This is a genomic window from Ruegeria sp. CDSB136 (assembly GCF_059610965.1).
Map to the genome: position 1 here is coordinate 101,021 of NZ_JBXWOP010000015.1, position 24,302 is coordinate 125,322.

Consider the following 24,302-nt stretch of genomic DNA (forward strand, 5'->3'; position numbering starts at 1 on the left):
GTTGAGGTCAGATGATGCAAATTCCCGCAGATCAGAATACGCGCCATTTCGGAGTAGTGAACTGGATGGGCCTTTACACGCTGGCGCAGCGCGAGACCCTGCGCTTTCTGGCGGTGTGGACGCAGACTTTGCTGGCCCCGCTGGTGACCGCGGGGTTGTTCCTGCTGATCTTCAATATCGCTATCGGCCCCGGCAGGCCGGACGTGATGGGTGTGCCGTTCCTGATCTTCCTGGCCCCGGGCATCATGATGATGACAGTCATTCAGAACGCCTTTGCCAACACATCATCATCGATGGTGATCGCCAAGGTGCAAGGAAACATTGTCGACACTCTGATGCCTCCGCTTTCGCCGCTGGAGATTTTGCTGGGCTATCTGGCCGGCGGCATCGCACGTGGCGTATTGATAGCCTGCGTTGTCGCCATCGCGCTGGCAGTGGTTCTGGGGCTGGTGCCGCAACATCCGCTGACAGCGCTGTTTTTTGTGCTGCTTGGCGGCGCTTTCATGGGGGCACTCGGGCTGCTTGCCGGAATTTTCGCCAACAAATTCGACCAGATGGCGGCGATCACCAATTTCATTGTCACACCGTTGGCCTTTTTGTCGGGCACCTTCTACTCGGTCGAAGCCTTGCCACCGGTGCTAAACCGCCTGAGCCATCTGAATCCCGTCTTTTATCTGATTGACGGGTTGCGTTACGGGATGATCGGCGTGTCCGACAGTTCGCCGTGGCTGGGCATGGCCGTCTGCGCAGGCGCAACGGGCCTGATAGGCGCGCTGACCTGGCAGATGCTGCGCACAGGGTATCGGCTAAAGGCCTAGGCGGCTTCGGCCAGCGCACCCGGCTGCAACGGGACCCGGGGTCGTCCCAGCCTAGTGTGCAACCGTGCAGCTACCGCCCATGCCCCAAACAGGGCAACGCCGCCGGCCGCAAACACGCCTGCAACCGGCGTAGCCAGAAGTACCAGTGAGGCCACGCCCGGCGTCAGAATGCCCGATACGTCCCGATAGCTGGAATAGATAGCAGACATCTCGGTCCGCTCCGACGGTTTCACGGCCATCAGAAATGGCAACCCGGCGCAGATATCCAGCACGATCAGCCAGACCGACCCCAAAACCAGCGCCGCAACCGACGCGGTGGGCCATCCCGCCACCGCCCCGGCGACGACGAAACAGACCCCACAGGCGGCAAAACCCGTCCGAACCGCAGCCCGCAAAGACCGCGCCTGGACCCAGCGCAGAATCAATGGGGCGACAAACAGCATTGCATTGGTTCCCGACAGCAGAATGCCGCCAAGCTGCTCACCCAGCCCGTTCTGAATGGCAAAGATTGGCAGGTAGACCACATAGATCCACCAGCCGCACGAGCGGATCATCGCAAACAGATATCCGGCCACCAGCCGGGGCTGGGAGAAGAAACGAGGCAGAAACGCCAGTGGATTCGTTGCCGGTCCGCGTGCTTTGGTGATCAGTTTGCCATTGCCCAGGCGCATGCTCCAGAACAGGATCAGCATGCCAAAAGAGGCGACCGCGCTGATCACGAAAGGCGCTGGTGCCCATAGTTCCATCAGCAATACGCCGGCCATCGGTCCGCCAGTCCAGCCCAGCGCGCTGTAAAACATGCGGCTGGTTTCGCAGCGTCCAAGTTCGATTTTGCTGATGTAATCCAGCACGTAAGCGTTGAAGCAGACAAATGTCACAACTGTCGCCACCGTGTTTATGGCCAAGGCAGTCACCACGGCGGTCGGGCTGCCCTCGATGGCCAGCACAGCGCTGACCATGAACATCACGCAGCCGATGGTGTACGCCCAGCGCCGCGGAATGAAGCGAATGATGAATGGCACCATCAGACCGGCCGTCAGTGACACGATCCCCACCAGAAAATACACAAAGGAAACCGAAGACGCGTAGCCCAGCGCGCGATACATCACCAGCGGAAAGACCGAAATCAAAATGCCCCGAACAATCGCCTCAAAACCCGCAAGCAGTCCAAACTCGCGAACCGACGGGGCAGGAGCATGGCGGACCCATTCCGGGATTCGGCGTTCGTGCATCGCGTAATCTCTCTAAACAACAAACAACTTCGACCAGAATGCGGGTCTCGGATCAGGTGTCGTGAAGATTTGCGACACCGAGGTCGCCCTCGGGCCAAAGCGTTGGAAGTTTCCGGATATTTTTATTGCCGCGCGCGGGCCTCGCGCCAGACCAGAATCAGGGCGCCGGTCAGGATGATGGCCGAGCCTGCCAAGCTGACCGCATCCGGAATTACGCCAAAAACAGCAAAATCGTACAGGGCGGCAAAGATCAGGGTCGCGTAGCTGATCGGCGCCACGAATGAGGCGTCAGCCCTGGCCATACCGTTGACAAAACAGGCTTGCGCACAGGCCATCAGCCCACCGATCCCCGCCAGAGCGACCCATTGTGCTGCGGTGGGCGGCTGCCAAACCGCAATTACCGCGACCGTTGCGATGCCCAGCCCCATAGAGTTGTTCACCAGCAGAATCTGGATCGGAATTTCACGACCCGAGAGTTTCTTGATAAATATCAGCTCCATCCCGATCACCGCAGCCGCCGTCAGCGCCAAAAGCGCTGCGGACTGAAAACTGGCCGGCGTGGGGCGCAACAGGATCAGCGCGCCTGTCAGGGCCACCGCTGCCGCCAGCCAGCGCCAGGGACCGACCCCCTCTTTCAGAAGTGGGATAGCAAGCATCATCGCAAAGACGGGGTTCAGGAAGGAAATCGCAGTCGCATCCGCTATTGGAATATACGCGACCGAGGCAAACATCAGCGTGACCCCCAACCAGCCAAAGCTGGTCCGCCCGACATGCAGCCCCCAATGAGGTCGCCGCAGGTTCGGACGCAGCGCGAAGACCGCGCTGATGATCACGACAAAGGCAAACAGAAACCGCCCATGGCTGATCTGTATCGGATGCAGCGCCAGACCAAGCGTATCGGTGCCCAGCGCCTTGGCCAGCAGTGTTGTGCCCGCGATCAGCGCGCTTGCAACAAAGATGAGAATAGCCGCAAGGGCAGGGTTCTGGCGCGCCGGGGTCATGGTTCAGCGGTGCGCGACGCAGGGCGAAATGACAAGTGCCAAATGCTTGTGTCAGAGTGAAATTATGCGATCCACTCAATTTCGGGGTTTTCAGAAACCGAAGGTCCCGCTATACGGCCCGCATGATCAAACACGCACATATCCTGCGCCTCCGACGCCGACGCCTGACCGCGTAACCGGCCCAGTTGATCCTTTGTGCTGTTCAAATCAGCGCAATCTCCACCAAATCAGTTGACGAAACCGGCCTTCGTGTATCACTCACGGGGCTTAACCAATCTGAAAAGGATGATCCGATGATCCCGTCCGTTCTGCCGACCTACAATCGCGCACCGCTTTCATTCGTGAAAGGCGAAGGTGCCTGGCTGACCGAGGCGGACGGCCGACGTTTTCTTGACCTCGGCGCCGGGATCGCGGTGAACGCGCTGGGTCACGCGCATCCGGCACTGGTTGCGGCTCTGACGGATCAGGCGCACGCGTTGTGGCATGTTTCGAACCTGTACCAGATCCCTCAACAACAGGCGCTGGCCGACAAACTGGTCGAACACACATTCGCGGATACCGTATTCTTCACCAATTCCGGTACCGAAGCCTGTGAACTGGCCGTCAAGATGGCTCGGAAGCACTTCTATGACAAAGATCAGCCGGACCGGATCGAGATCATCACCTTCGAGGGATCTTTTCACGGGCGTTCTTCGGCAGGTATCGCCGCCGCAGGGTCCGAGAAGATGACCAAAGGCTTCGGTCCACTGCTACCCGGCTTCGTGCATGTTGCATTCGGTGATCTGGAAGGTGTCACAAACGCCATCACTGAACAAACAGCAGCGATCATGATCGAACCCGTTCAGGGCGAAGGGGGCATTCGCCCGGTTCCGGATGCGGAACTCAAGGCGCTGCGCCAGATCTGCGACGATAACGGGATCCTGCTGATCCTGGACGAAGTGCAATGCGGTGTCGGCCGTACCGGAAAGCTCTTTGCTCATGAATGGGCTGGTATTACGCCTGATATCATGTTGGTTGCCAAGGGTATTGGCGGGGGCTTCCCGCTGGGCGCCGTGCTGGCAACCGAGGATGCGGCGAACGGCATGACAGCGGGCACACATGGGTCCACCTATGGCGGCAACCCGCTGGGTTGCGCGGTAGGCTGTGCAGTGATCGATCAGGTCGCCACACCGGCTTTCCTCGAAGGCGTGAACCGCAAGGCCGGCCTGCTGCGCCAGAAACTCGAAAGCCTGATCGCCAATCATCCTGACGTTTTCGAAGAAGTGCGCGGCGCCGGTCTGATGCTGGGCCTCAAATGCAAGCCGACAAATATCGACGTGGTGAATGCCGGCTATGACAACGGGGTCATCACCGTCCCTGCCGCCGACAACGTCATTCGGCTCCTGCCACCGCTCACGCTGACCGAGGACGATATCGCGCAGGCCATGATCCGCCTGAAAAAAGCCGCCCGACAGGTCGAAGCCAGTCTCGCAACCGCCTGATCTTCATCTTTTCCCAAATACTCTGGGGGTCCGGGGGCTGGCCCCCGGCGTCCGACAGCCAAAAGCGAAATGAAATGAACCATTTTCTCGACATCCACAAAACCGATGCAGCAGCCCTGCGCAGCATGATCGATCAAGCCGACGCCATGAAGAAGGCGCGCCTCGGCCGCCCCAAGGCGGCTCATGACGATGAACAGCCGCTTAAGGATCGCATGGTCGCGCTGATCTTCGAAAAGCCTTCGACCCGAACCCGCGTGTCGTTTGATGTGGGAGTGCGCCAGATGGGCGGGCAGACCATGGTTCTGTCCGGCAAGGATATGCAATTGGGCCATGGCGAAACCATCGCCGACACCGCCCGTGTATTATCGCGCTACGTCGACATGATCATGATCCGGACCTTTGACGAAACCATCCTGACCGAAATGGCCGAGTACTCGGATGTCCCCGTCATTAACGGTCTGACAGATCGCACCCATCCCTGCCAGATCATGGCGGACGTCTTGACGTTTGAAGAACACCGCGGCCCCATCGCCGGCAAGAAGGTGGTCTGGACAGGCGACGGCAACAATGTGTGTGCTTCGTTCCTGCATGCTGCAGGCCAGTTCGGCTTCGATCTGACGTTCACGGGACCCGCTCAATTCGATCCGGAAGAAGAGTTCATGGGCTTTGCCCGTCAGAAGGGCTCGAAGATCGTGGTCGAACGTGATCCCTACAAAGCGGTTGAAGGTGCCGATCTGGTGGTCGCCGACACCTGGGTCTCGATGCACGATTCCCAGTCGGCCAAGGAACGCCGTCACAACCTGCTGCGCCCCTATCAGGTCAATGCCGAACTGATGGCCCACGCCAAACCCGACGCGTTGTTCATGCATTGCCTGCCGGCGCACCGGGAAGAGGAAGCCACGTCCGAGGTTATGGATGGCCCGAACTCGGTCATTTTTGATGAGGCCGAAAACCGTCTTCACGCGCAAAAGGCGGTCATGCGCTGGTGTCTGGGTGTCTGACGCCTGAAGGCAATCACTGGGTGGGGCCGTCGCGCCTTGCCCTTTTGATCGTCTGCGCCCATAAACGCTGCAACGCAGAAACGACAGGAGAGCACAATGATCGGACGTTTGAACCACGTCGCCATCGCCGTTCCGGACCTCGAAGCCGCATCCGCGCAATACCGTAACGCGCTGGGCGCAAAGGTTGGCGCGCCTCAGGATGAGCCGGACCACGGTGTAACCGTCGTTTTCATCGAGTTGCCGAACACCAAGATCGAACTGCTCTATCCGCTGGGCGACAACAGCCCGATCAACGGGTTTCTGGAAAAGAACCCTGCGGGCGGCATTCACCATGTGTGTTACGAGGTCGAAGATATCATTGCCGCTCGTGACCACCTGAAGGAAACCGGTGCCCGTGTTCTGGGGTCGGGAGAGCCCAAGATCGGTGCCCACGGCAAACCTGTTCTGTTCCTGCACCCCAAGGATTTCAACGGATGTCTGGTCGAACTCGAGCAGGTCTGACCACAGCCTCGGAGGATCTGATATGACGATCACGGCAGCGATAGTTTTGTTTGCGGTCATCTGGTTCATGACCTTGCTGGTGGTGTTGCCCATCCGGATCAAAACGCAGGGCGATCTGGGCGAGATCGTTCCGGGCACCCATGCGGGTGCTCCGGAAGTGCATCACATGAAGAAAAAGATGTGGATCACCACCGGGATTTCGGCCGTCCTGTGGGCCATCATCGCCGGTATCATCGTGTCCGGCGTGATCTCGGTGCAGGATTTCGACTGGCTGAACCAGCTTGACCGCCAGGGATAGCCCTTACAAGTCCGTGGCTGACAGTTGATGGTAGATATGCGTGAACGTGGCTGCTCCGATAATGGGGATCAGCAGGTTTACAAGCGGCACTGACAGCGGAATTGCCATCAACGTGCCGGCTATCCAGATGGTTGCGGAATGCTTGGCGCGCAGCTTGCGCGCGCCATCGCGGCCCAGCCTGCGCATCGCTGCCAGAGTGAAGTATTCACGCCCCAACAGGAATCCGTTCAGCGCCCAGAAGATAAACGGGGCAAGCGGCGTGAAGATCACGTATAGAACCAGCGCCAGCAGGTTGGCCGCGATCAGAACGCCCAAAAAGTTCACTGTATCCTTCAACGCCTCGGCTACCGGAATTCCTGCAACCGGTGGCAGATTGGGATAGTGCCTGTCCTCGACGGCCTGCGCGACCTCATCCAGAAACATCGACGTGATGGCCGAGGCGACGGGCACCATCAGAAACACGGACAGTACCATCATCAACAGCAGTGAGGACACGCTGAGCAGATCGTTCAGCCACGTGACCTCACCCAGCAAGGGTAAAGTGGCCTGGTCGCCGACAAGCGCATTGATAAGCCACAGGAAACCGGCATAAGCCACGACCAGCAATGCGAAAGTCAAGCCGACGCCCAGCAGCAGGACCTTGCGGAATCTCGGATCTCCGATCTGGCCGAGCGCCAGAAAGAACGACTGAAAAATAATCATTCAACAACCCATTGCGTCAGTGCCATCACATCCGGGCGCGGGCGCTCCGGTGGTTCCGCTCCTTCTGTCGCGATGTGAATCAGGCCCGCTACACGCTCGTGATCGGCCAGGCCCAGAGCGTCCTTGCAGAACTTGCGGTCATGGACTTGCCAGCCTGACAGCCAGTTCGCGCCCCAGCCGGCGGCCAGCGCGGCGTTCAAAAGCGCCAGACAGACCGCTCCGGCGGAGTAGGTCTGCTCGATGGCGGGAATTTTTTCCGATGGTTTCTGAACCTCGATCACAGCGACGGCCAGATGACCCATGTCGAACTGGCTGCGGGCCTTGGAAATATCTTCAGGCGATTTCCCCAGTCGAGCGCCGCAGTCCCCGGTCAGCTCCGAAAGACGGGCCATCGCCCCTTTTTCCAACACAAGAAAACGCCAGGGCTCGAGCTTGCCATGATCCGGACTGCGAGCCGCGGCCGTAAGCAGAGGCATCAGCTCTTCCCGCGTCGGGGCCGGTGCAATCAGCGTTTTGGCCGGACGTGAGCGGCGGATTTGCAGAAACTCCAGAGCAGCCTGATTCTTGAGAGGCATATGTTAAATTCCTTTACATAGGCAGTTTGTATCTTGGGTGGCACTGCCTCTGATTCAAGGGCAAGCTGTTTTGGTGTCAGATCAATTTCACTCTGTCCCCGTTCATGCAAGGGTGTTGCGAACAGGGAAGCAGGATGGCCAAAGCAAAACTACGAAATTTACCGGATCTGAGCGCACTTGCCGTGCCGGGCAAACAGATTTCGGTCAGGGTTACTCCAAAAGCAGCGCGTGACAGCATTGCGGTGGACGGCACCACTCTGCGTGTCCGTGTCACCGCCGCACCTGAAGACGGAAGGGCAAACAAGGCGGTTCGTAATCTTTTGGCACGCTCCATGGGGATTTCGGCGTCTGCCTTGATCCTGAAGCACGGTCAGACCGCTCGTGACAAAACCTTTGTCTATGATCCCTGAGGTGGCGTTTCGCGTATCTGATAGACCCCCTCAGGCAGGTCTAGCGCCGCCGCCAAGTCGCGCACCTGTTCGGGTGACAGGGTAATTTTCTGAACCTGGTCCGTGCGCGGATCCAATTGTTCAAGCGTCACACATTCTGCGAAACTGTTGATGACGACATCTTCGTTCAAAGGCTTTTCGCCTTCGTCCACCAGGGTAATGACCGTCGAGTCGAATTCATGCTCAATCGAAAACATAAAAGCAAAGTGCAGGGCCAACGCAGGTAATGCAACCCATTGACTGTCAATCAGACGTGGCCGTTCCTGGCGTGGCACGCTATGGTTGCGATACGGTATGACCGGTCCAAAGGATTACTGATGCGCCGCCTGACATTTTTGCTGGTTTCTGTTCTTCTGGCGGCCTGCGAAGGCGGTACTTTGCGTGTCTTGCCTGCCGAGGATTGGGACAGCGAAAGCCCGGGTTCTCAGGTCTCGTCCGCAGAATTCCGCGAAATCAGCCGAGCAGTCGGCAAAGCGGCGCGCACTGAATGCTTGCGACAGTCGGGCAACCGGAACTGCGACTTTACGATCATGGTTGATCTGAACCCACGGGCCCCAGAAAACGCGTTTCAGACATTGGATGATGACGGGCAACCGGTGATCATTTTCACACAGACCATGATCAATTCAGCAAAGAACGCCGACGAACTGGCGTTTGTTATGGGGCACGAGGCCGCGCATCACGTTTTGGGTCACCTTGCCAGGCAGTCGAACAATTCGCAGGAGAGCGCGGTGATTTTCGGTGACCTCGCGCGCCTCGACGGAGGAGATGACGCTGATGTTGAAGCTTGGCAGAAACTGGGGGCACAGGTCGGTGTGCAGGCCTATGTTAAGGATTTCGAGCTTGAGGCCGATCAACTGGGCACCGTCATTACCTATAGGGCGGGATACAACCCCTTGGTGGGGGCAGTGTATTTCAATCGCATTCCTGATCCGGGTGACAAGTTTCTTGGCACCCATCCACCTAACGCGCAGCGTGTGCAGATAGTTCAGGAAACCGCCCGGCAACTGGGGCTGACCCCATGACATCGCTTATCCGGATGGGCGTGATCCTGACAGATCGCGGTTCGAAATATGCGGTATCCGGTGCGCCAGTTAAAACCAGGGATGAAATCGATGCGGTTTTGAGTGAGCTGAAATCTGACAAGAGCTATGCGAAAGCCACGCACAATACCTGGGCTGCAGTATTGCCGACCGGTGCGCTCAAGGCGGATGACGGCGAAAGCGGGGCTGGAATGGTGATCCTGCGAATGATGGAGCGGGCAGGTCTGGACAGTCATCTGATCGTAGTAACGCGCTGGTACGGCGGGAAAAAACTGGGGGGCGACCGCTTTCGGCGCGTGCAGGATGCGACGCGCGCCTATCTGGATCATCAGGCGGCGGCACCTTGACCTGAGTCAAAGGCTGACGCGACCGGGTGCGATATCCTTTCTTGTAACGCGAACGGGAAAGGATGCGTGATGCTCAGCCGTAACACATTGCGACGCCATGCCGGTCTTCTGGACCAGATGGCCACGACAGTCGGAGTTGATCTGGAAGAAGCGGCCATCGCTGGCCAGGTTTCGATCGACGCGATTTCCGATGCCGTTCTGCGCTGCACCGATTGCCCCAATCCCGGCCATTGCGAGAACTTCCTGACCAAAGCGGTAGCCACAAGCCAGACGCCGGAATACTGCCGAAATCAGGAGTTGCTGAACAAACTGAAACCCTGAGCGGCCGGATGTACCATGTCACCACTGGGACACATCATGACCCATCTTCGACTGGTCCTGCGCATGGGGCAGGCGACCGGCGTAGACATCGCCGCAGCGCATAAAGGCGGGCACCTGACCCAACGGGACTGGAGCAACATGGTGCAGCGATGCCGGGGCTGTAACTGGGCCAGTGCCTGTCCTGAATGGCTGGACCGTTGTGAAGACGCGTCCAACGCCCCTGAAATCTGTATGAACAAGGCTCAGTTTGCGGTGCTGAAAGCCCGGCAAAAAGGATGCAAGTGATGGCTTCGGACAGACTGGGAGATATCGACAAGCATTTCTGGCTTACCCGATCGACCGCACGGATCATCGGGGTTTCGTTCTCGGATGCGATGGCCGAAGGGAAACTGTCGCCCCACGGATTTGCCGAAATCGTTACTCGGTGCCGGGCAGCGGATTGTAGCAGCAAATGTGAGTTATGGCTGGCAACGCAGCAGTCCACACCGTAAAAGGCGCCTGATTTCTGCGCAAACGCCTCTGCTCTTGAGGCGCTTAGAAAGTCTTCACAGACGCGAATGTGAGCCGTCGCACAATGGCGGTTTCGATGTCTTCTTACAGCCGCAGAAGAACACCTTCTTCGTTGCTTCGGCAGTGTATTTCACCGGCTCCAGCCCGGTTCCTTTGTGAGATCCGTCGCAAAAAGGTTGTTTCTTGGACGTACCGCAGGCGCACCAGAAATAGCTTTTTCCTTCGGCCACTTCGACCGGATAAGGGCCTTTCTGGGCAATGATCGGGCTGTCGGCCATTTGGCTGCTCCGTTGTTGGTTGATGTCATTTCAATAGTTTAGAACATAGGCCTGAAAAGGGTAGCGGTTGTGGAATTTTCAGCGCTCGTGGTCGCCTTTACCAGCGTAACTCTGCCCGAAATAACGAATTTGTGATCTGTTTAGTTGCCAGAACGCCCGCCAACTCTTATTCTGAGATTGGCCCGAAAAACCGGGCAATATCAGAAAAGTAATAGAGGATTGACGGACATGAAACTGAAACTCGCAGCCGTAGGTGCGTTTGCCCTTATTCTGACCGCCTGCTCTCAGCAGGAAGAGCCGGCACCGGTCTACATCCAGCCTGACTATGACAAATTCGGTTCTCCGAGTTGTCCGGCAGGTTATGAACTGGCCACAACCGAAGCGGGTCAGACTGTCTGTAATCCAGTTTCCCAATAAGCCTTTCGCAGGCGGTCCTGTTCAGGGCCGCCTGCAAATCCGCGCCCTGATCTGAATGTCCCAATTGCCGGTCGTCACGGCGATTGACGTCTTTTGGTCAGGCCAGTTTTCCCCACAAATCATACTCTCCGGCCTCGTCGACCTCGACAGAAACGATGTCACCGGGTTTCAGGGATTCGAAGTTTTCGTCAATGAACAGGTTGCCGTCGATCTCGGGCGCGTCTGCCTTCGTGCGGCATGTGGCCGCGTCTTCGTCGATTTCGTCGACGATGACCTCAATCGTCTGACCAACCTTGGCCGCCAGCTTGGCCTCTGAAATTGCCTGTGCCTTTTCCATGAACCGCTCCCAACGGTCCTGTTTGACGTCGGCAGGAACGTGATCCGGCAGGTCGTTGGACCGGGCACCGTCTACGTTTTCGTATTGAAAGCAGCCAACGCGATCCAGTTGGGCTTCGTCCATCCAGTCCAGCAGGGTCTGGAATTCGGCATCTGTCTCGCCCGGATAACCCACGATAAAGGTCGAACGCAGGGTGATGTCGGGGCAGGTCGCGCGCCATGCGGCGATTTCTTCCAGTGTTTTGGCCGCGGCGGCCGGGCGGGCCATGCGTTTCAGAACATCCGGATGGGCGTGCTGAAAGGGGATGTCCAGATAGGGCAGAACATTGCAGCCAGCATCCGCCATCAACGGGATCAGTTCGCGCACATGCGGGTAGGGATAGACGTAATGCAGCCGTACCCAGGCGTCCAACTGTCCCAACTCGCGCGCCAGATCGGTGATGTGGCTGCGTACATCGCGGTCTTTCCACGGGTTGACGTCGTATTTGCGATCCAGCCCATAGGCCGAGGTGTCCTGCGAGATTACCAGCAACTCGCGCACACCGCTTTCAACCAGCTTTTCCGCCTCGCGCAGCACCGCATGGGCGGGGCGGCTTGCCAGTTTCCCGCGCATGTCAGGGATGATGCAGAATTTGCATTTGTGGTTACAGCCTTCCGAAATCTTCAGATAGCTGTAGTGGCGTGGTGTCAGTTTGACGCCCGAGGCAGGCAGCAGGTCGACGAACGGGTCCGGATCGGGCGGAACAGCGGAATGCACGGCATCCAGCACCTGTTCGTATTGATGTGGGCCGGTGACGGCCATGATCCGCGGGTGATGCTCGCGGATGTAGTCCGGTTCCGCGCCTAGACAGCCCGTCACGATGACCTTGCCGTTTTCCACCAACGCTTCGCCGATTGCATCCAGCGATTCTGCCTTGGCGCTGTCCAGGAACCCGCATGTGTTCACGATGACGGCATCGGCCCCTGAATAGTCGGGCGAAATGCCGTACCCTTCGGCACGCAGACGGGTCAGGATACGCTCGCTATCGACCAAAGCCTTGGGGCAGCCCAAGGACACCATACCGATGGTCGGCTGGTTCGGACGGGGCGTATCGATGATCCGGGCGGCAGGCGCCAGGTCGGGGCGGAGGTTTGGCGGGTTCGTGCTCATGGCGCGGCATATAGTGGGGAACGCTTCCCCTTGCAAATCCCGCTTTTGATTTGAATGATCCCAAGCAAAGAAAAGCCAAAAAGGCGGAGAGCAGAAAGATGAAGTGGTTGTTGCGGATCCTGTTCGTATTCGTTGCCGTAATCGGGCTGGTGATTGGCGCGTTGCTGCTGATGCCGGGCGAAAAACTGGGATCAATTCTGGCCGAGCAGGTTCGGGCGCAGACAGGTCGCGACCTGAACCTGTCCGGAGACGTGAACCTGTCCTTCTGGCCGGTTCTGGGAATGGAAACCGGGCCCGTCACGTTTGGTAACGCTGCATGGGCCGGGCCAGAACCAATGCTGAGCGCGGAACGTCTGATGGTCGGTGTCGACGCAGCGGCGTTGTTGTCCGGTGACATCAGGATCAAACGGGTCGTGGCAGAAAACCCGGTTCTTCGACTGGAAGTGTCGGATGGGCGCGCAAACTGGGAACTTGGCACTGAGACGGCTGCCACTTCGGGTGGCGATCCCGGGGGATCTGCGCCGGATGCCGAAGCTGGCGCGGTCACGCTGGAGTTTCTGGAACTGACCCGTGTGCGGCTGATTTTCGTCGAAAACGGTGTCACAACGATGGATTTCGCGAATGTCGATTTGTCGGCCAGTTGGCCCGAAATCACCGCCCCAATGGTGATGGAGGCCAGCATGGCGGTGCCCGGCGGCACCGTGAAGGTCGATCTGAAAATACCCGACCTACCCGCATTTTCGTCCGGAGACGTGACCGCGTTGGAGTTGCTGCTTGCGGCGCCGGGTGGCCAGATCGGGTTTGACGGACGGGTCAACCTGGCCGGGGAAATGGACGGCCAGCTTGAGGTCCAATCGTCAAACACCGAGAAAATGCTGGCGGCCTTCGGGCAGGCCGGAACTTATGTGCCGCAGGGGCTGGGGCGCGTGGCGAATGTATCCGGTCAGATGACCTATACCAGCGACGGTCGGGTCGCCTTGCGGGATATGACTGCAATTCTGGACAACAACCGCCTGACTGGCGAGGCGGACATTGTCATTTCCGATCCGCCTCAGATCACGGCCCGGCTGAGCGCGGGTGACCTGGATCTGTCTCAGATTGCTGGCACCGATGCCTCCACCGGTGGTGGAGCAACCAGTGCATCTGCGCCTGCCACGGGTTGGTCCAAAGACCCGATTGATGCATCAGCCCTGGCTTTGGCCAACGGCAATATCCGCCTGACGGCCACCTCGATTGCGGTTCCTGGAATGACATTCGGCCAAAGCGATCTGACCATGAGCCTTGATCGCGCGCGGGCTGTGTTTCAAATGCACCCGGCCACCTTGTTCTCAGGACAGTTGAACGGGCAAATGGTGGTCAACAACCGGAACGGGCTGTCGGTGGGCGGCAACCTTAGGGCTGACGGGATTGACCTGAAGCAGATGCTCTCAACGCTGGCCGGGATCGAACGGCTTTCGGGCACCGGATCGGGAACGCTCGAGTTTCTGGGCGTCGGGCAAACCGAAGACCAGATCATGCGATCCCTCAGCGGAAAAGGGGGCGTCAATGTTGGCAAAGGGGTAATCGCAGGTATCGATCTCGACCGTCTGATGGGGCGGGGGCAGGGCACGGGCGGCACAACGGTGTTCAACAGCCTGTCGGCCACTTTCACCATTGATCAGGGCACGCTGACCAACAACGATCTGCTGATGCTGTTGGATAACTACCGGGCGGATGGAAAAGGCCGCGTCGGGCTGGGTGCCCGGGACATCGATTACCTGTTCACCCCGGTCGCATTGCGGGCAAATTCGGGTCAGGGCATTGCCGTGCCGGTGCGGATACAGGGGCCATGGAGCAACCCCTCGATCCGGCCGGACCTGAGCAAGGTGATCGAGGCCGCGGCTGATGCAGAACTCAAAAAGCTTGAAGATGACGCCAAGCAGAAGGTCTTTGAAAAAGTCGGCGGCGAATTGGACACAACGATTACGGACAGTGACCAGATCGAAGATGCCATCAGGAACAAGCTTGAGGAAGAGGCCAAAAAAGGTCTGCTGAAACTGCTGGGCGCGGACTGAAATGACGGCCAGGTCAGAAAAACCCGGGGCGCGACCCGCGCCCCGGTTGTTACTTCAGATGGTCTGATCGTAATCGCCGACGCCCGGTTCAGTACGGATGACCGCGTCGATATCCGAAAATATGGCGCGCATCTCGCCTTCGCTCTCGCTGCTTTCGCAAACCACAACAAGGTTGGGCGTGTTCGAAGAGGCGCGTACCAGACCCCAGCTGCCGTTGTCCAGTATGACACGGGCACCGTTGACGGTAACGACCTCTTTGATCGCACGTCCGGCAAAGCTTTCGCCAGCGTCGGCCTTGGCGACCAGTTTGTCGACAAGGCGCTTCAGGATATCGTATTTTTCGGTGTCTGATGCATAGGGTGACATGGTCGGCGTCGACCACGTTTTTGGCAGCGCCTTGCGCAGGTCAGACATGCTTTGATCAGGATTGCGGTCCATCAGTTTGCAGATCTCGACCGCGACGCGCATGCCGCAGTCGTAGCCGCGACCGATTGGTTCAGCCAGAAAGTAATGGCCCGATTTCTCGAACCCGGCCAAGGCGTTGATCTCTTTCACGCGGCGCTTCATGTGGCTGTGGCCGGTCTTCCAGTAATCCGCCTTTACGCCATGCGCCCGAAGCTCTGGATCACTGGCGAACAGGCCCGTGGACTTCACGTCGGCCACGAAGGTTGAATTGGGATAAAGCTTGGCCAGATCGCGGGCCATGATGACGCCGACCTTGTCGGCGAAAATCTCCTCACCCTCGTCATCGACCACACCGCATCGATCGCCATCCCCGTCAAACCCAAGCGCCAGATCGGCGCCGCTGGATTTCACAGTGTCGGACATGTCGTGCAACATCTCCATGGCTTCGGGATTGGGGTTGTAGTTCGGGAAGGTGTAATCCAGCCGGTTGTGGCTAGGCACGACCTCGACGCCCATCCGCTCGAATATTTCAGGGGCAAAGGCCGATGCCGTCCCGTTTCCTGTGGCACACACAACTTTCAGCGGGCGGGACATTCTGAAATCGCCAACCAGATCATCGATATACGCCTCTTTCACGCCATCGACGAATTCATAAGATCCGCCTTCATGCGGGATACCTTCGCCATTCAGGACGATATCGCGCAGCTCGGACATCTCATCCGGACCATGGGTCAGGGGGCGGTCAAAGCCCATCTTGACGCCGGTCCAGCCGTTCGGGTTGTGGCTGGCCGTGACCATCGCCACGGCAGGCACGTCCAGATGAAACTGCGCGAAATAGGCCATCGGGCTAAGGGCCGGGCCGATATCCTTGACCTGAATACCCGCCTGCATCAGCCCCAGGATCAGCGCGTTCTTGATCGCCAGAGAATAGTCGCGGTAATCGTTGCCCACTGCAATCACCGGTTCGATCCCGCGTCTGCGCATCTGCGTGCCAAGCCCCAGACCAAGCGCGGTCATGCCGGGCAGGTTGATTTCCTCGGGGTATTTCCAGCGGGCGTCATATTCGCGGAACCCGGTGGGTTTGATCATCGCATCGCGCAGAAAGCTCCAGGTGTTGGGGGTCACCTCAGGCGTGGGTTTGGTCATAATTCTTCTCAATCGTTAAATCTGAATCGGGTTTTCTTTGGCCAGCGCATCAAAACGCATCAATGTGGCAATCAGCTGTCCCATCTGGTCCAGCGGAATCATATTGGGGCCGTCGGACGGCGCGGTATCCGGGTCCTGGTGGGTTTCGATGAACACGGCGCCGACGCCCAGCGAAACCGCCGCACGGGCCATCACCGGCGCGAATTCCCTTTGCCCGCCGGACGAGCCGCCCTTGCCGCCGGGTTGTTGAACCGAATGTGTGGCATCCATCACGACCGGATAGCCGGTTTTGGCCATTTGCGGCAGCGATCGCATGTCGGCCACCAGTGTATTGTAGCCAAAGGATGTGCCGCGTTCGGTCAGCAGAATGTTCTGGTTGCCGGTGCTTTCGATCTTGTCGACGATATTGCCCATCTCCCACGGCGCCAGGAACTGACCCTTTTTGACATTGACGGCCTTGCCGGTTTCACCAGCGGCCAGCAACATATCGGTTTGTCGGCACAGGAAGGCAGGGATTTGCAGAATATCCACCGCCTCGGCCGCGATTGCGCACTGGGCCTCGGTGTGGACATCCGTCAGTACCGGGATGCCCATCGAACTGCGGATGTCGTCCAGCACCTTCAGCCCGGCATCGATGCCCATGCCGCGCTTGCCAGACAACGACGTGCGGTTCGCCTTGTCATAGGAGGCCTTGAAAACGTACTGCGCGCCTGCGGCATCGCAGGCTTCTTTCATGGTGCCTGCGATCATCCGGGCGTGATCGGCGGTTTCAAGCTGGCAGGGGCCGGCGATGACGGTCAGTGGAAGATCGTTGCCAACCGTCAGGTCGGAGATTTTTACATGTTTCATATGTCTTACGAGGATACCTGTTCACGAAGGACCGACGCGGTAAGCGAGATCAACAGGTAGATACCAGCAAACAACAGGAAAGCCAAAATCGTATTTTCGAACTTGCGCGGATAGCTGGGTTCCTGACTGGGGACGGGGTTGACCGAGACTGTCAGGTACCGAACTTTACGGTTGGCTTCGGTGCGCGTTGTTTCCACTTGCTGCATGGCTGTTTGAAGCATCATGTCCCGCGCCGCCAGATCAGCCTGTGCCATTTGAATTCTGACACTCAGCCGCGCCAGCGAGTTTTCGCCTGCCGAGGCATCCAGCATCTCGGCATTCAGTTCCTCCAGCACGACTTCAAGCCGTTCGATATCGGCAGTAACGCCATCGACCTTGGCCTTGTTGGGCCGCAGGTTGTCCAGAAGGGCGGCCAGTTGCAGTTCTTTGTCCTGCAACAAGATCTCGATCTCGTTGATCCGGCCGCGTAGTCCCGCCAGAACGTTTTCGGGATCAAGCACCGCGCCTTCCAGCTGCAGTTCGATCAGCTTTTCCTGCGCCTTGCGCCGCTCTTCCTGGGCGGTTTCAAACCCCCTCATAGCGTCCCGCATCTGGTCTTCGCGTTTCAGTTCGGTCAGGCCGTTGATTGTATCTTCGGCATAGGAAATCAGCCGGTTCGACAGATCAACGGCGATATCCGGATCCGGGGCCGCGACCTCCATCCGGACGATTCCATCCGTGGGGTCGTAGCCGATTGTCACCATGCGCTTGTACAGTTTGTACGTCTCTTCCAGGCTGGCGTCGGGGGACAGCCGCTGCACCGGGTCGATCCAGTCCTGCTTAAAGATTTCAGCAAAGCCGGTATCGCGTTCAAGACGTTGCAGGGCATCCTTGGATTCCAGAAACTCCTGCGTCGCGACCGAGTCCTGTGCTGTCGCAAACTGCGTTCCGGAAAGCAGGCCCCCAATCGAACCGCCGCCACCATCTGCCTGCAGGATCGAAAACGCCGAGTCGCTGGCATACATCGGCGTCGCTACGCGGTAAAAATAATACCCCACAACAAATGTGGGCAGCAGCACAAACGCAGCCAGGCGGGCAAACAGGGTAAACAATTTCCGTTTGCGACGCCGGGCGACCTCTTTCTGGATCTGGCTGATCTCATAGTTGCGCCGTTCGGTCGGGCTCCACTCCGGGCCGGGCAGGGGATGGGATTTATCTCCGACAGTTTGCGGCAGGTGGACCGTTACCTTGTCCTCGACCTGAGCCGTGCCCTGCTCGTCCTTGTTACCCGCAGCCGCCAGATCCAGCAGGTTGTTGCCCTGAAAAGGGTCGATCCCCTTTTTGCGCAACAGGCGAACCGCGTCATAATCCGACGTGGCCGCCAGCCCGTTCTTCTGTGCCAGCCGCCGTGCCATGCGCAACTGGCGCCCGGTCAGCCCCTCGCGCTTGATTTCGTCCAGTTCAGTTCCGGGCTGTTTACTGTTGGCCGCTTCGGGTGGTTGAGTCGCACTTCGAATACGCGAAATCGCATCTGCGCGCGCATCTGGTGTACCTTCGCCTTGGCGTTTTCGGCGCCAGTTGTATTTTCTAGCCTTGGGTTTGGTAGTCATATAACTGTTTTGCCTCTTCCAAGGTTTCAAACATGTAAAGCTGCCCGTCCACTAGAACCGCTGCCTGACGCGCAAATTTTTCCAGAGTGGTTGGAGAATGCGACACAATCACAAGCGTTGTGGTGCGCAATCTCTCTTTCAGGATCGAGCCCGCTTTCTTGTTGAATTCGACATCGGTTGTGGCGGGCATGCCCTCATCTATCAGGTACATGTCGAAGTCCAGCGCCAGCATCAGCGCAAACGTGAACCGGGCCCGCATGCCGGATGAATAGGTCGCAAGCGGTTGGTTGAAATATTCGCCCAGACCGCACAGCCATTGGCAATATGCCTCGATATAGTCGGGGTCCATGCCGTAGATCTTTGCGATATAGCGCGAGTTTTCCAGCGCCGACATCTTGCCGGAAACCCCTCCGGTAAACCCCATTGGGAAGGACACCTTGCATTCGCGGCGGATCACCCCCTCGTCGGGTTTTTCCAGACCGGCCATCATGTTGATCAGTGTGGTTTTTCCGGTTCCGTTGGGTGCAAGTATCCCAACCGAGCGGCCAAGTTCGATCCGAAAGGAAACACGATCAAGGATCACCTTGCGCCGGGTGCCGGTCCAGAAGGACTTGCTGACATTTTCGAATTCAAGCATTGCTGGCCTGTTTCGCTTCGGAGTTGTGGTCTTTCCTCAATGAAAGAACGCATCGTTTACGAGTTCTTGTTGGCTACATTATGTCGAATTGTGAAACAAATGATCAATGCGCCCCACAAGGTGCTGTGGCTTTTGTGATATAACGGCAGTTGGCGCAGGCGCGCGCGGTCTCTATCTTTCAGCGAAGCCCGTTTGGAAACCTGTCTCAGGAAGTGCTGCCACCAGATGACCACTCTTGCCCAGGAAATCCGGTCCTGCCGGATCTGCGAAGCGCGTTTTGCCGCGACGCAGACCGCGCATGAGCCACGCCCGGTAGTCTGGTTCCGTCCCGGAACGCCGATCCTTGTTGCAGGACAGGCACCGGGCGCGCGGGTGCATGACTCAGGTCGTCCCTTCACAGACCCTTCGGGCGACCGATTGCGCGACTGGTTGGGGATTGATGAGAGCGTGTTTTATGACCGATCCCGTGTTTCAATCGTTCCGATGGCTTTCTGTTTCCCCGGCTATGATGCGCGCAAGGCCGATCTGCCGCCGCCCGCAATCTGTGGCGAGACTTGGCATGACAGAGTCATGCAGGCATTGGGAGCGGTTCCGCTGACCGTTCTGGTCGGTGCCCATGCCCATACCTACCATCTGGGCACGCGTACGTCCGTGACAGAGACGGTTCGGAACTGGCGAGACCACGCGCCGCAGGTCTTTGCCTTGCCTCATCCGTCCTGGCGCAATACGGCATGGCTGAAAAAGAACCCCTGGTTCGAGGCAGACCTGCTGCCGGTTCTGCGCGCCAGGGTGCAAGAGGTTCTGAATGACTGAGACAACGGCCTTGGATGCCGCCCATTCCGCGATGGAGGCTGCCCCACAGGATGACGCAGCCCGGCTGAAGTTCTTTGAACGGCTGGCAGACGCTGAACTGTTCCTGCTGCTGACGGAAGAAGCGCGGGACGATAACGTCTCGCCCGAGGTTTTCGATGTGGCGGATGGACGTTTTGTGCTGGCGTTTGATCGCGAAGACCGGCTTGCCCGGTTTGCAGATCGTCCCGTTCCTTATGTGGCCCTGTCCGGGCGGGTTCTGTCATCGCTGCTGGCAGGGCAGCGAATTGGTCTGGGGCTCAACCTCGAGGTCGCCCCGTCCTCGATGCTGATCCCGCCAGAGGCTTTGGGATGGTTGACGGAGACGCTTCAGCATTCCCCGCAAGAGGTTCAGGAACAACTGGCCGAGTTCCTTCCTCCGGCGGGTCTACCGGATGAACTGCTGACTGCGCTTGATACCAAACTGGCGACGGCGGTGGGGTTGGCGCAGGCTGCTTTCTTGGCCGGAACCAGATCGGCCAGCGGAGCATCTGGTCATTTGCTGGGTTTTGTCGGGGCGGTCGAAGGCGCGGAACCGGCCCTTGCCAAAGCCGCGTCCGAAGCGCTGACATTTTCCGGAATCGAAGCTGGCGCGATGGATGTCGGCTTTTTCGCGCCCGGGGACCAAGTTGCGTTAAGGTTGGAAAAAGTCGGGCTGCGGTTTGATCTGCCGCAGCCCGAAAAGCGTGATGTCGGGCGCTCTGCGCCCGGTGGTGATCCCGAGCGGCCGCCAATTCTGAAGTAATTCGCTAGCCGGATGCTCCCTACCGCGACGGCCGGGGGCAAGACTATTCGGCGGCAGGCTCAAGTTTGTCCTGCGTCCGGGTTTCGAAATCGCTGGCGTCGTGACGCTCGTGCAACTGCGTGTGTGGCTCGCCAAACGCCCGGTTTACCATGCGGCCTCGCTGTACCGCCGGCCGCGCATCGACCGCCTTGGCCCAACGCATCAGGTTCTTGTAGGAATCAACGTCCAGGAACTCGGCTGCGCTGTAGAGGCGGCCCAGAACCAGTTGCCCGTACCACGGCCAGATTGCCATATCGGCAATGGTATAGTCTTCGCCAGCGATAAAGGTCTTGTTGGCCAGTTCCCGGTCCAACACGTCCAGTTGCCGCTTGGTTTCCATTGCAAACCGATTGATCGGATATTCCCATTTCTCTGGCGCGTAAGCATAGAAATGGCCGAACCCGCCGCCCAGATAGGGCGCGCTGCCCATCTGCCAGAACACCCAGCTCATGACTTCCGCGCGTTCAGGCCCTTCCTTGGGCAGAAACGCATCGAATTTCTCGGCCAGATGGAACAGGATCGAGGCACTTTCGAACACGCGCACCGGCTTGTCACCCGACCGGTCCCACAGGGCCGGGATCTTCGAGTTCGGGTTGGCCTCGACAAATCCTGAACTGAACTGATCCCCTTCACCGATATTGATCAGCCACGCATTGTATTCGGCACCCTTGTGCCCCAGCGCCAGCAGTTCTTCCAGCATGACAGTGACCTTGACCCCGTTGGGCGTGGCCAGCGAATAAAGCTGCAGGGGATGCTGACCGACCGGAAGGTCCTTGTCATGAGTCGCGCCTGCGATCGGGCGATTGATATTGGCGAATTGTCCGCCGCTTTGGCTGTCCCATGTCCAGACCTTCGGGGGTTCATAGGTGGGTTGCTCGCTCATCTCTATCTTGCCTTTCTCAGCAAAGTGGGAGGAATTGTCCGACATCCCAACAGCTAATATTGCAATCGGCAGAGTCCAACCCCGGTTAACAGGTCTGTTTTGTAACAATGGCTACAAAACCCGTCACGAAATCTCATCCGACCTCACAGCGGCGCGAGCGGGGCTATGTTTTGGCCGTGTATTGCCTATTCTCTGACCAGACCCGCAAAACGGGCGATCCTGCTAACCCCGGACCCAATAGGATTTACGACATGAAACGCTTTGCCTTGTCCCTTGCCACCGCGCTGACCCTGGCCGTGCCCGCCTTTGCCGGTGATCAGTATATTGACGGAACCGGATTTGCCGTCTCGGGCTACGACGTTGTCGCGTATCGCGGCCTGGATCAGGTTCCGGTCGGGCAGTCTCAGCCCGAAGCCGTTCGCGGCAACGCAAACTTCACGGCAGATTACAATGGTGCCACGTGGGCCTTTTCAAGCGCAGAAAACCGCGACAAGTTCCTTGAAAATCCTGCCTATTACGCTCCGCAATATGACGGGCACTGCGCCTATGGCGTTTCCAAAGGCGGGAAGGTTCCGGGCAATCCGAACCTGTGGCGCATCGTGGATGACAAGCTGTACCTCAACATCACCGATGTTGTGGTCGGGTTCTGGGAAGAGGACGTGCCCGGCAACATCAATCTGGCCGAAGGCAACTGGCCGGGTATCGAACCCGACGCCGCCTCGACCAGTGTAATCCCAAAGTTCACTTCGGAAGGCCCTGTAACAAACTGAGCCTTACCTGTTTAAAACACCAAAGCCCGGCTCCCCACCGATGCCGGGCTTTGGCTTTGCGGCAAGGGCTCAACTTGCCACGCAATAATCGTCGCGTGTGCGCTGATCGGATTCGAACCGGATCCTGACACTTTTGGCACCGGGAAACTTGCGGGCCATGATTGCGTCAGGAACCACAACCTCACCTGCGCCTGACTCTTTCGACTGAAAACTCAAAACCTCGGTTTCGGCGTGCCGGCAACCGGCCAGGACCGTTGTTGGCAGGGCCACGCGGTTTGCCCCCTCGCAAACTGAGGAGGTCACAAAATAAGTTAGATGCCGACCATTGCACCCGACAGCCTCGGGGATGTGGTCGGACAATGCAGACTGGGCACCTTTTCCGGAAGAAACCGGATCAGCATCTGATCCTTTCGATTGCGAAAGGACGTTGCGCAGCATATCCCGGCAGGCGTCGATTGCGGTTGCATCCAGTTCGATGACCCGTTTGCGAATTTTCGGGCGGCGCGGCTTTCGGGCGGCCGACCCGGCAGTCCCTTTTGCAACCATGCCCTCTCGGCGCAGCAGATCATAGGCCGCCTTGGCATTGGCAAAGCCGGAACTGTCACCTTCGGTGTGGTCCGGATGGGCATGAAACGCGATATGTCGCCACGCTTCGCGGATGTCATCGGAATTAGCAGACGGGTCCAGGCCGAGATGTGCCAAAGCATCCTGGCGCGCCCTGATCTTGTCAGCAGGCTCCATACTCAAATCACTCATTAAACACTACACTGAAACCACATTGAGCAGCTTCATGGCTTTGTCAAATTTTCAGGTAAATTTAAGGCGTTGCGGGAACAATGCGGCAATTCCATCTTGGATTGTCCGTCAGGCGCACCCGGAAGGGGTATCCCGTCTGAAATAAAGGAGGTTTCGCAAAAAAGCCCCTGTCTGGCGGTGGCCAAACAGGGGCAGAATGGAACGTGCCAACCGGGTCAGGCGACGTTCTGCAATTCAGTTTTCGGCGTAATTCCCAGCGCAAAGCAGACATCACGGGTCAGCTCGGGGCGGTTGAGCGTGTAGAAATGCAGTTTGTCCACGCCGCCCTCCAGCAAGTCCGAGCACAATTCTGTGCACATTGCCGTCGCAAGCAGGTCTTCGCGATCATCACGCACGGCCTTTTCGAAAGCGTTTTCGACCCAGGCCGGAATGCGCGTTCCGCAGCGGCGGGCAAAATTCCGTGCGCCCTTCCAGTTCTCGATGGGCAGGATGCCGGGCACGATGGGTTTGTCGATGCCGGCCTTTTCGCACGCGTCGCGGAACCGGAAATAGGTTTCGGCCTCAAAGAAGAATTGCGTCAGGGCCTCTTCCGCGCCCGCGTCCAGTTTTGCCTTGAGCCAATCGATATCCGCCTGCGCGTTGGAGGCTTCTGGGTGGATATCTGGATAGGCGCCCACGCGGATCGAGAACATCTCGGTTTCGGCCAGTGCGGAAATCAGCTCGACCGAGCTTGCGAACCCGTCCGGGTGCGGAACGAACTGATCCTGACCCTTGGGCGGATCACCGCGCAGGGCAACGATGTCCTGAACGCCCGCGCGGGCAAACGTGTCGGCGATCTCCAGGGTTTCTTGACGCGAGGCATCGACGCAGGTCAGGTGCGCGGCCACCGGCAGATCCAGCGACTTGTGCAGGGTCGCCACGGCATCGCGTGTCAGTTCGCGTGTGGTGCCGCCTGCACCATAGGTGACGGAGACAAATCGTGGTGCCAGCGGTGCTAGAATGTGAACCGTGTCCCACAACCGAAAGGAAGCTTCGAGCGTCTGCGGCGGAAAGAACTCGAATGAGATATCTGGCTTGGTCATCGTGGCCTCGTCTTAACAACCTGGATCCCTTGTGCCAC

Annotated in this window: 30 protein-coding genes; 16 read left to right on the top strand and 14 right to left on the bottom strand. The window is 58.4% G+C overall.

Translation table 11 applies throughout. The features are described 5' to 3' along the window. Positions 1 to 14 precede the first annotated feature (14 nt). Positions 15 to 818 carry an ABC transporter permease gene (locus AC2FIR_RS16480; RefSeq protein WP_496745768.1) on the top strand — a complete coding sequence of 268 codons (804 nt, stop codon included), beginning with the start codon at positions 15 to 17 and terminating at the stop codon, positions 816 to 818. Here AC2FIR_RS16480 and AC2FIR_RS16485 read toward each other — a convergent pair. Together AC2FIR_RS16485 and AC2FIR_RS16490 are read right to left on the bottom strand one after the other, a co-directional pair. Further along, on the bottom strand, positions 815 to 2,050 hold the full coding sequence (locus AC2FIR_RS16485; RefSeq protein ID WP_496762758.1) for an MFS transporter: 1,236 nt from the start codon (positions 2,048 to 2,050) through the stop codon (positions 815 to 817). The genes AC2FIR_RS16480 and AC2FIR_RS16485 overlap by 4 nt on opposite strands. A 122-nt stretch (positions 2,051 to 2,172) precedes the next feature. Then, positions 2,173 to 3,051 (bottom strand): DMT family transporter, encoded by an 879-nt coding sequence (locus AC2FIR_RS16490; RefSeq protein ID WP_496745629.1) that lies wholly within the window; start codon positions 3,049 to 3,051, stop codon positions 2,173 to 2,175. A 293-nt stretch (positions 3,052 to 3,344) separates the two neighbouring features. On the opposite strand from AC2FIR_RS16490, the gene AC2FIR_RS16495 reads away from it, so the two are divergent. From AC2FIR_RS16495 to AC2FIR_RS16510, 4 genes are all read left to right on the top strand, one after another. Next, positions 3,345 to 4,532 carry an aspartate aminotransferase family protein gene (locus AC2FIR_RS16495; RefSeq protein ID WP_496762760.1) on the top strand — a complete coding sequence of 396 codons (1,188 nt, stop codon included), beginning with the start codon at positions 3,345 to 3,347 and terminating at the stop codon, positions 4,530 to 4,532. A gap of 74 nt (positions 4,533 to 4,606) precedes the next feature. After that, positions 4,607 to 5,533, top strand: coding sequence for an ornithine carbamoyltransferase (argF, locus tag AC2FIR_RS16500; protein ID WP_170609664.1), 927 nt, complete (start codon positions 4,607 to 4,609; stop codon positions 5,531 to 5,533). A 96-nt stretch (positions 5,534 to 5,629) separates the two neighbouring features. Then, positions 5,630 to 6,034, top strand: coding sequence for a methylmalonyl-CoA epimerase (mce, locus tag AC2FIR_RS16505; RefSeq protein WP_496745625.1), 405 nt, complete (start codon positions 5,630 to 5,632; stop codon positions 6,032 to 6,034). A 22-nt stretch (positions 6,035 to 6,056) separates the two neighbouring features. Then, entirely contained in the window at positions 6,057 to 6,332 is a 276-nt protein-coding gene (locus AC2FIR_RS16510) for a DUF1467 family protein (protein WP_170609668.1), read from the top strand. Positions 6,333 to 6,335: 3 nt separating this feature from the next. Here the strand turns inward: AC2FIR_RS16510 and AC2FIR_RS16515 are convergent, their stop codons facing one another. Beyond that, on the bottom strand, positions 6,336 to 7,034 hold the full coding sequence (locus AC2FIR_RS16515) for an EI24 domain-containing protein (protein WP_170609670.1): 699 nt from the start codon (positions 7,032 to 7,034) through the stop codon (positions 6,336 to 6,338). Further along, positions 7,031 to 7,609 (bottom strand): nitroreductase family protein, encoded by a 579-nt coding sequence (locus AC2FIR_RS16520; RefSeq protein ID WP_170609672.1) that lies wholly within the window; start codon positions 7,607 to 7,609, stop codon positions 7,031 to 7,033. Before AC2FIR_RS16520 ends, AC2FIR_RS16515 begins: the two co-directional genes overlap by 4 nt. Positions 7,610 to 7,743: 134 nt before the next feature. Here AC2FIR_RS16520 and AC2FIR_RS16525 point away from each other — a divergent pair, with 134 nt between their 5' ends. After that, complete coding sequence (locus tag AC2FIR_RS16525; protein WP_170609673.1) at positions 7,744 to 8,019, top strand: DUF167 domain-containing protein; 276 nt, start codon at positions 7,744 to 7,746, stop codon at positions 8,017 to 8,019. On the opposite strand, the gene AC2FIR_RS16530 is transcribed toward AC2FIR_RS16525, so the two are convergent. Further along, on the bottom strand, positions 8,007 to 8,255 hold the full coding sequence (locus AC2FIR_RS16530) for a DUF8831 family protein (protein ID WP_170609675.1): 249 nt from the start codon (positions 8,253 to 8,255) through the stop codon (positions 8,007 to 8,009). The two genes, AC2FIR_RS16525 and AC2FIR_RS16530, sit on opposite strands and share 13 nt — an antisense overlap. A 120-nt stretch (positions 8,256 to 8,375) precedes the next feature. Here AC2FIR_RS16530 and AC2FIR_RS16535 point away from each other — a divergent pair, with 120 nt between their 5' ends. The 5 genes from AC2FIR_RS16535 to AC2FIR_RS16555 all read left to right on the top strand — a co-directional run bounded on the left by AC2FIR_RS16535 (position 8,376) and on the right by AC2FIR_RS16555 (position 10,260). Then, positions 8,376 to 9,083 (top strand): M48 family metalloprotease, encoded by a 708-nt coding sequence (locus tag AC2FIR_RS16535; protein WP_496745622.1) that lies wholly within the window; start codon positions 8,376 to 8,378, stop codon positions 9,081 to 9,083. Continuing rightward, positions 9,080 to 9,448, top strand: a complete 369-nt coding sequence (locus tag AC2FIR_RS16540) for a YigZ family protein (RefSeq protein ID WP_496745620.1) — start codon at positions 9,080 to 9,082, stop codon at positions 9,446 to 9,448. Before AC2FIR_RS16535 ends, AC2FIR_RS16540 begins: the two co-directional genes overlap by 4 nt. A gap of 69 nt (positions 9,449 to 9,517) precedes the next feature. Continuing rightward, entirely contained in the window at positions 9,518 to 9,769 is a 252-nt protein-coding gene (locus AC2FIR_RS16545; RefSeq protein ID WP_170609681.1) for a DUF6455 family protein, read from the top strand. Between the two features lie 15 nt (positions 9,770 to 9,784). Beyond that, complete coding sequence (locus tag AC2FIR_RS16550; protein WP_170682081.1) at positions 9,785 to 10,054, top strand: DUF6455 family protein; 270 nt, start codon at positions 9,785 to 9,787, stop codon at positions 10,052 to 10,054. After that, the gene (locus AC2FIR_RS16555; protein ID WP_496745618.1) at positions 10,054 to 10,260 is read left to right on the top strand and encodes a DUF6455 family protein; all 207 of its coding nucleotides are present in this window, start codon (positions 10,054 to 10,056) and stop codon (positions 10,258 to 10,260) included. The genes AC2FIR_RS16550 and AC2FIR_RS16555 overlap by 1 nt, the downstream gene beginning before the upstream one ends. Before the next feature lie 54 nt (positions 10,261 to 10,314). Here AC2FIR_RS16555 and AC2FIR_RS16560 read toward each other — a convergent pair whose 3' ends face one another. Continuing rightward, positions 10,315 to 10,557: a CDGSH iron-sulfur domain-containing protein gene (locus AC2FIR_RS16560; protein WP_496745616.1), complete on the bottom strand. Its 243-nt coding sequence runs from the start codon at positions 10,555 to 10,557 to the stop codon at positions 10,315 to 10,317. 228 nt (positions 10,558 to 10,785) lie between these two features. Between AC2FIR_RS16560 and AC2FIR_RS16565 the strand changes: the two genes are divergently transcribed. Beyond that, positions 10,786 to 10,974, top strand: coding sequence for a hypothetical protein (locus AC2FIR_RS16565; protein WP_496745615.1), 189 nt, complete (start codon positions 10,786 to 10,788; stop codon positions 10,972 to 10,974). Between the two features lie 97 nt (positions 10,975 to 11,071). On the opposite strand, the gene rimO is transcribed toward AC2FIR_RS16565, so the two are convergent. Continuing rightward, on the bottom strand, positions 11,072 to 12,460 hold the full coding sequence (rimO, locus tag AC2FIR_RS16570; RefSeq protein ID WP_496745613.1) for a 30S ribosomal protein S12 methylthiotransferase RimO: 1,389 nt from the start codon (positions 12,458 to 12,460) through the stop codon (positions 11,072 to 11,074). A gap of 98 nt (positions 12,461 to 12,558) precedes the next feature. Between rimO and AC2FIR_RS16575 the strand changes: the two genes are divergently transcribed. Next, on the top strand, positions 12,559 to 14,514 hold the full coding sequence (locus tag AC2FIR_RS16575) for an AsmA family protein (protein WP_496745611.1): 1,956 nt from the start codon (positions 12,559 to 12,561) through the stop codon (positions 14,512 to 14,514). Positions 14,515 to 14,568: 54 nt separating this feature from the next. Here AC2FIR_RS16575 and AC2FIR_RS16580 read toward each other — a convergent pair whose 3' ends face one another. Genes AC2FIR_RS16580 through AC2FIR_RS16595 form a run of 4 tightly spaced genes read right to left on the bottom strand, consistent with a single transcriptional unit; the run spans position 14,569 to position 19,140 of the window. Next, positions 14,569 to 16,065 (bottom strand): phosphomannomutase/phosphoglucomutase, encoded by a 1,497-nt coding sequence (locus AC2FIR_RS16580; protein ID WP_496745610.1) that lies wholly within the window; start codon positions 16,063 to 16,065, stop codon positions 14,569 to 14,571. Between the two features lie 15 nt (positions 16,066 to 16,080). Next, entirely contained in the window at positions 16,081 to 16,914 is an 834-nt protein-coding gene (gene kdsA / locus AC2FIR_RS16585; RefSeq protein ID WP_480908635.1) for a 3-deoxy-8-phosphooctulonate synthase, read from the bottom strand. A gap of 5 nt (positions 16,915 to 16,919) precedes the next feature. Beyond that, the gene (locus tag AC2FIR_RS16590; RefSeq protein WP_480914612.1) at positions 16,920 to 18,503 is read right to left on the bottom strand and encodes a KpsE/RkpR family capsule polysaccharide export protein; all 1,584 of its coding nucleotides are present in this window, start codon (positions 18,501 to 18,503) and stop codon (positions 16,920 to 16,922) included. Continuing rightward, entirely contained in the window at positions 18,481 to 19,140 is a 660-nt protein-coding gene (locus tag AC2FIR_RS16595; RefSeq protein ID WP_170609701.1) for an ABC transporter ATP-binding protein, read from the bottom strand. Before AC2FIR_RS16595 ends, AC2FIR_RS16590 begins: the two co-directional genes overlap by 23 nt. 225 nt (positions 19,141 to 19,365) lie before the next feature. Here AC2FIR_RS16595 and AC2FIR_RS16600 point away from each other — a divergent pair, with 225 nt between their 5' ends. Further along, a complete protein-coding gene (locus AC2FIR_RS16600; RefSeq protein ID WP_170609703.1) occupies positions 19,366 to 19,953 on the top strand; it encodes a uracil-DNA glycosylase family protein in 588 nt (195 codons plus the stop codon). Continuing rightward, positions 19,946 to 20,734, top strand: coding sequence for an SseB family protein (locus AC2FIR_RS16605; protein WP_496745606.1), 789 nt, complete (start codon positions 19,946 to 19,948; stop codon positions 20,732 to 20,734). Before AC2FIR_RS16600 ends, AC2FIR_RS16605 begins: the two co-directional genes overlap by 8 nt. Before the next feature lie 43 nt (positions 20,735 to 20,777). Here AC2FIR_RS16605 and yghU read toward each other — a convergent pair whose 3' ends face one another. Further along, on the bottom strand, positions 20,778 to 21,656 hold the full coding sequence (yghU, locus tag AC2FIR_RS16610; RefSeq protein ID WP_496745604.1) for a glutathione-dependent disulfide-bond oxidoreductase: 879 nt from the start codon (positions 21,654 to 21,656) through the stop codon (positions 20,778 to 20,780). Between the two features lie 251 nt (positions 21,657 to 21,907). Here yghU and AC2FIR_RS16615 point away from each other — a divergent pair, with 251 nt between their 5' ends. Continuing rightward, on the top strand, positions 21,908 to 22,426 hold the full coding sequence (locus AC2FIR_RS16615; protein ID WP_480811927.1) for a YHS domain-containing (seleno)protein: 519 nt from the start codon (positions 21,908 to 21,910) through the stop codon (positions 22,424 to 22,426). A 69-nt stretch (positions 22,427 to 22,495) separates the two neighbouring features. On the opposite strand, the gene AC2FIR_RS16620 is transcribed toward AC2FIR_RS16615, so the two are convergent. Beyond that, positions 22,496 to 23,182, bottom strand: coding sequence for a J domain-containing protein (locus tag AC2FIR_RS16620; RefSeq protein ID WP_496745602.1), 687 nt, complete (start codon positions 23,180 to 23,182; stop codon positions 22,496 to 22,498). A 215-nt stretch (positions 23,183 to 23,397) separates the two neighbouring features. Continuing rightward, positions 23,398 to 24,264, bottom strand: a complete 867-nt coding sequence (gene metF / locus AC2FIR_RS16625) for a methylenetetrahydrofolate reductase [NAD(P)H] (RefSeq protein ID WP_170609711.1) — start codon at positions 24,262 to 24,264, stop codon at positions 23,398 to 23,400. Between the last annotated feature and the right edge of the window lie 38 nt (positions 24,265 to 24,302).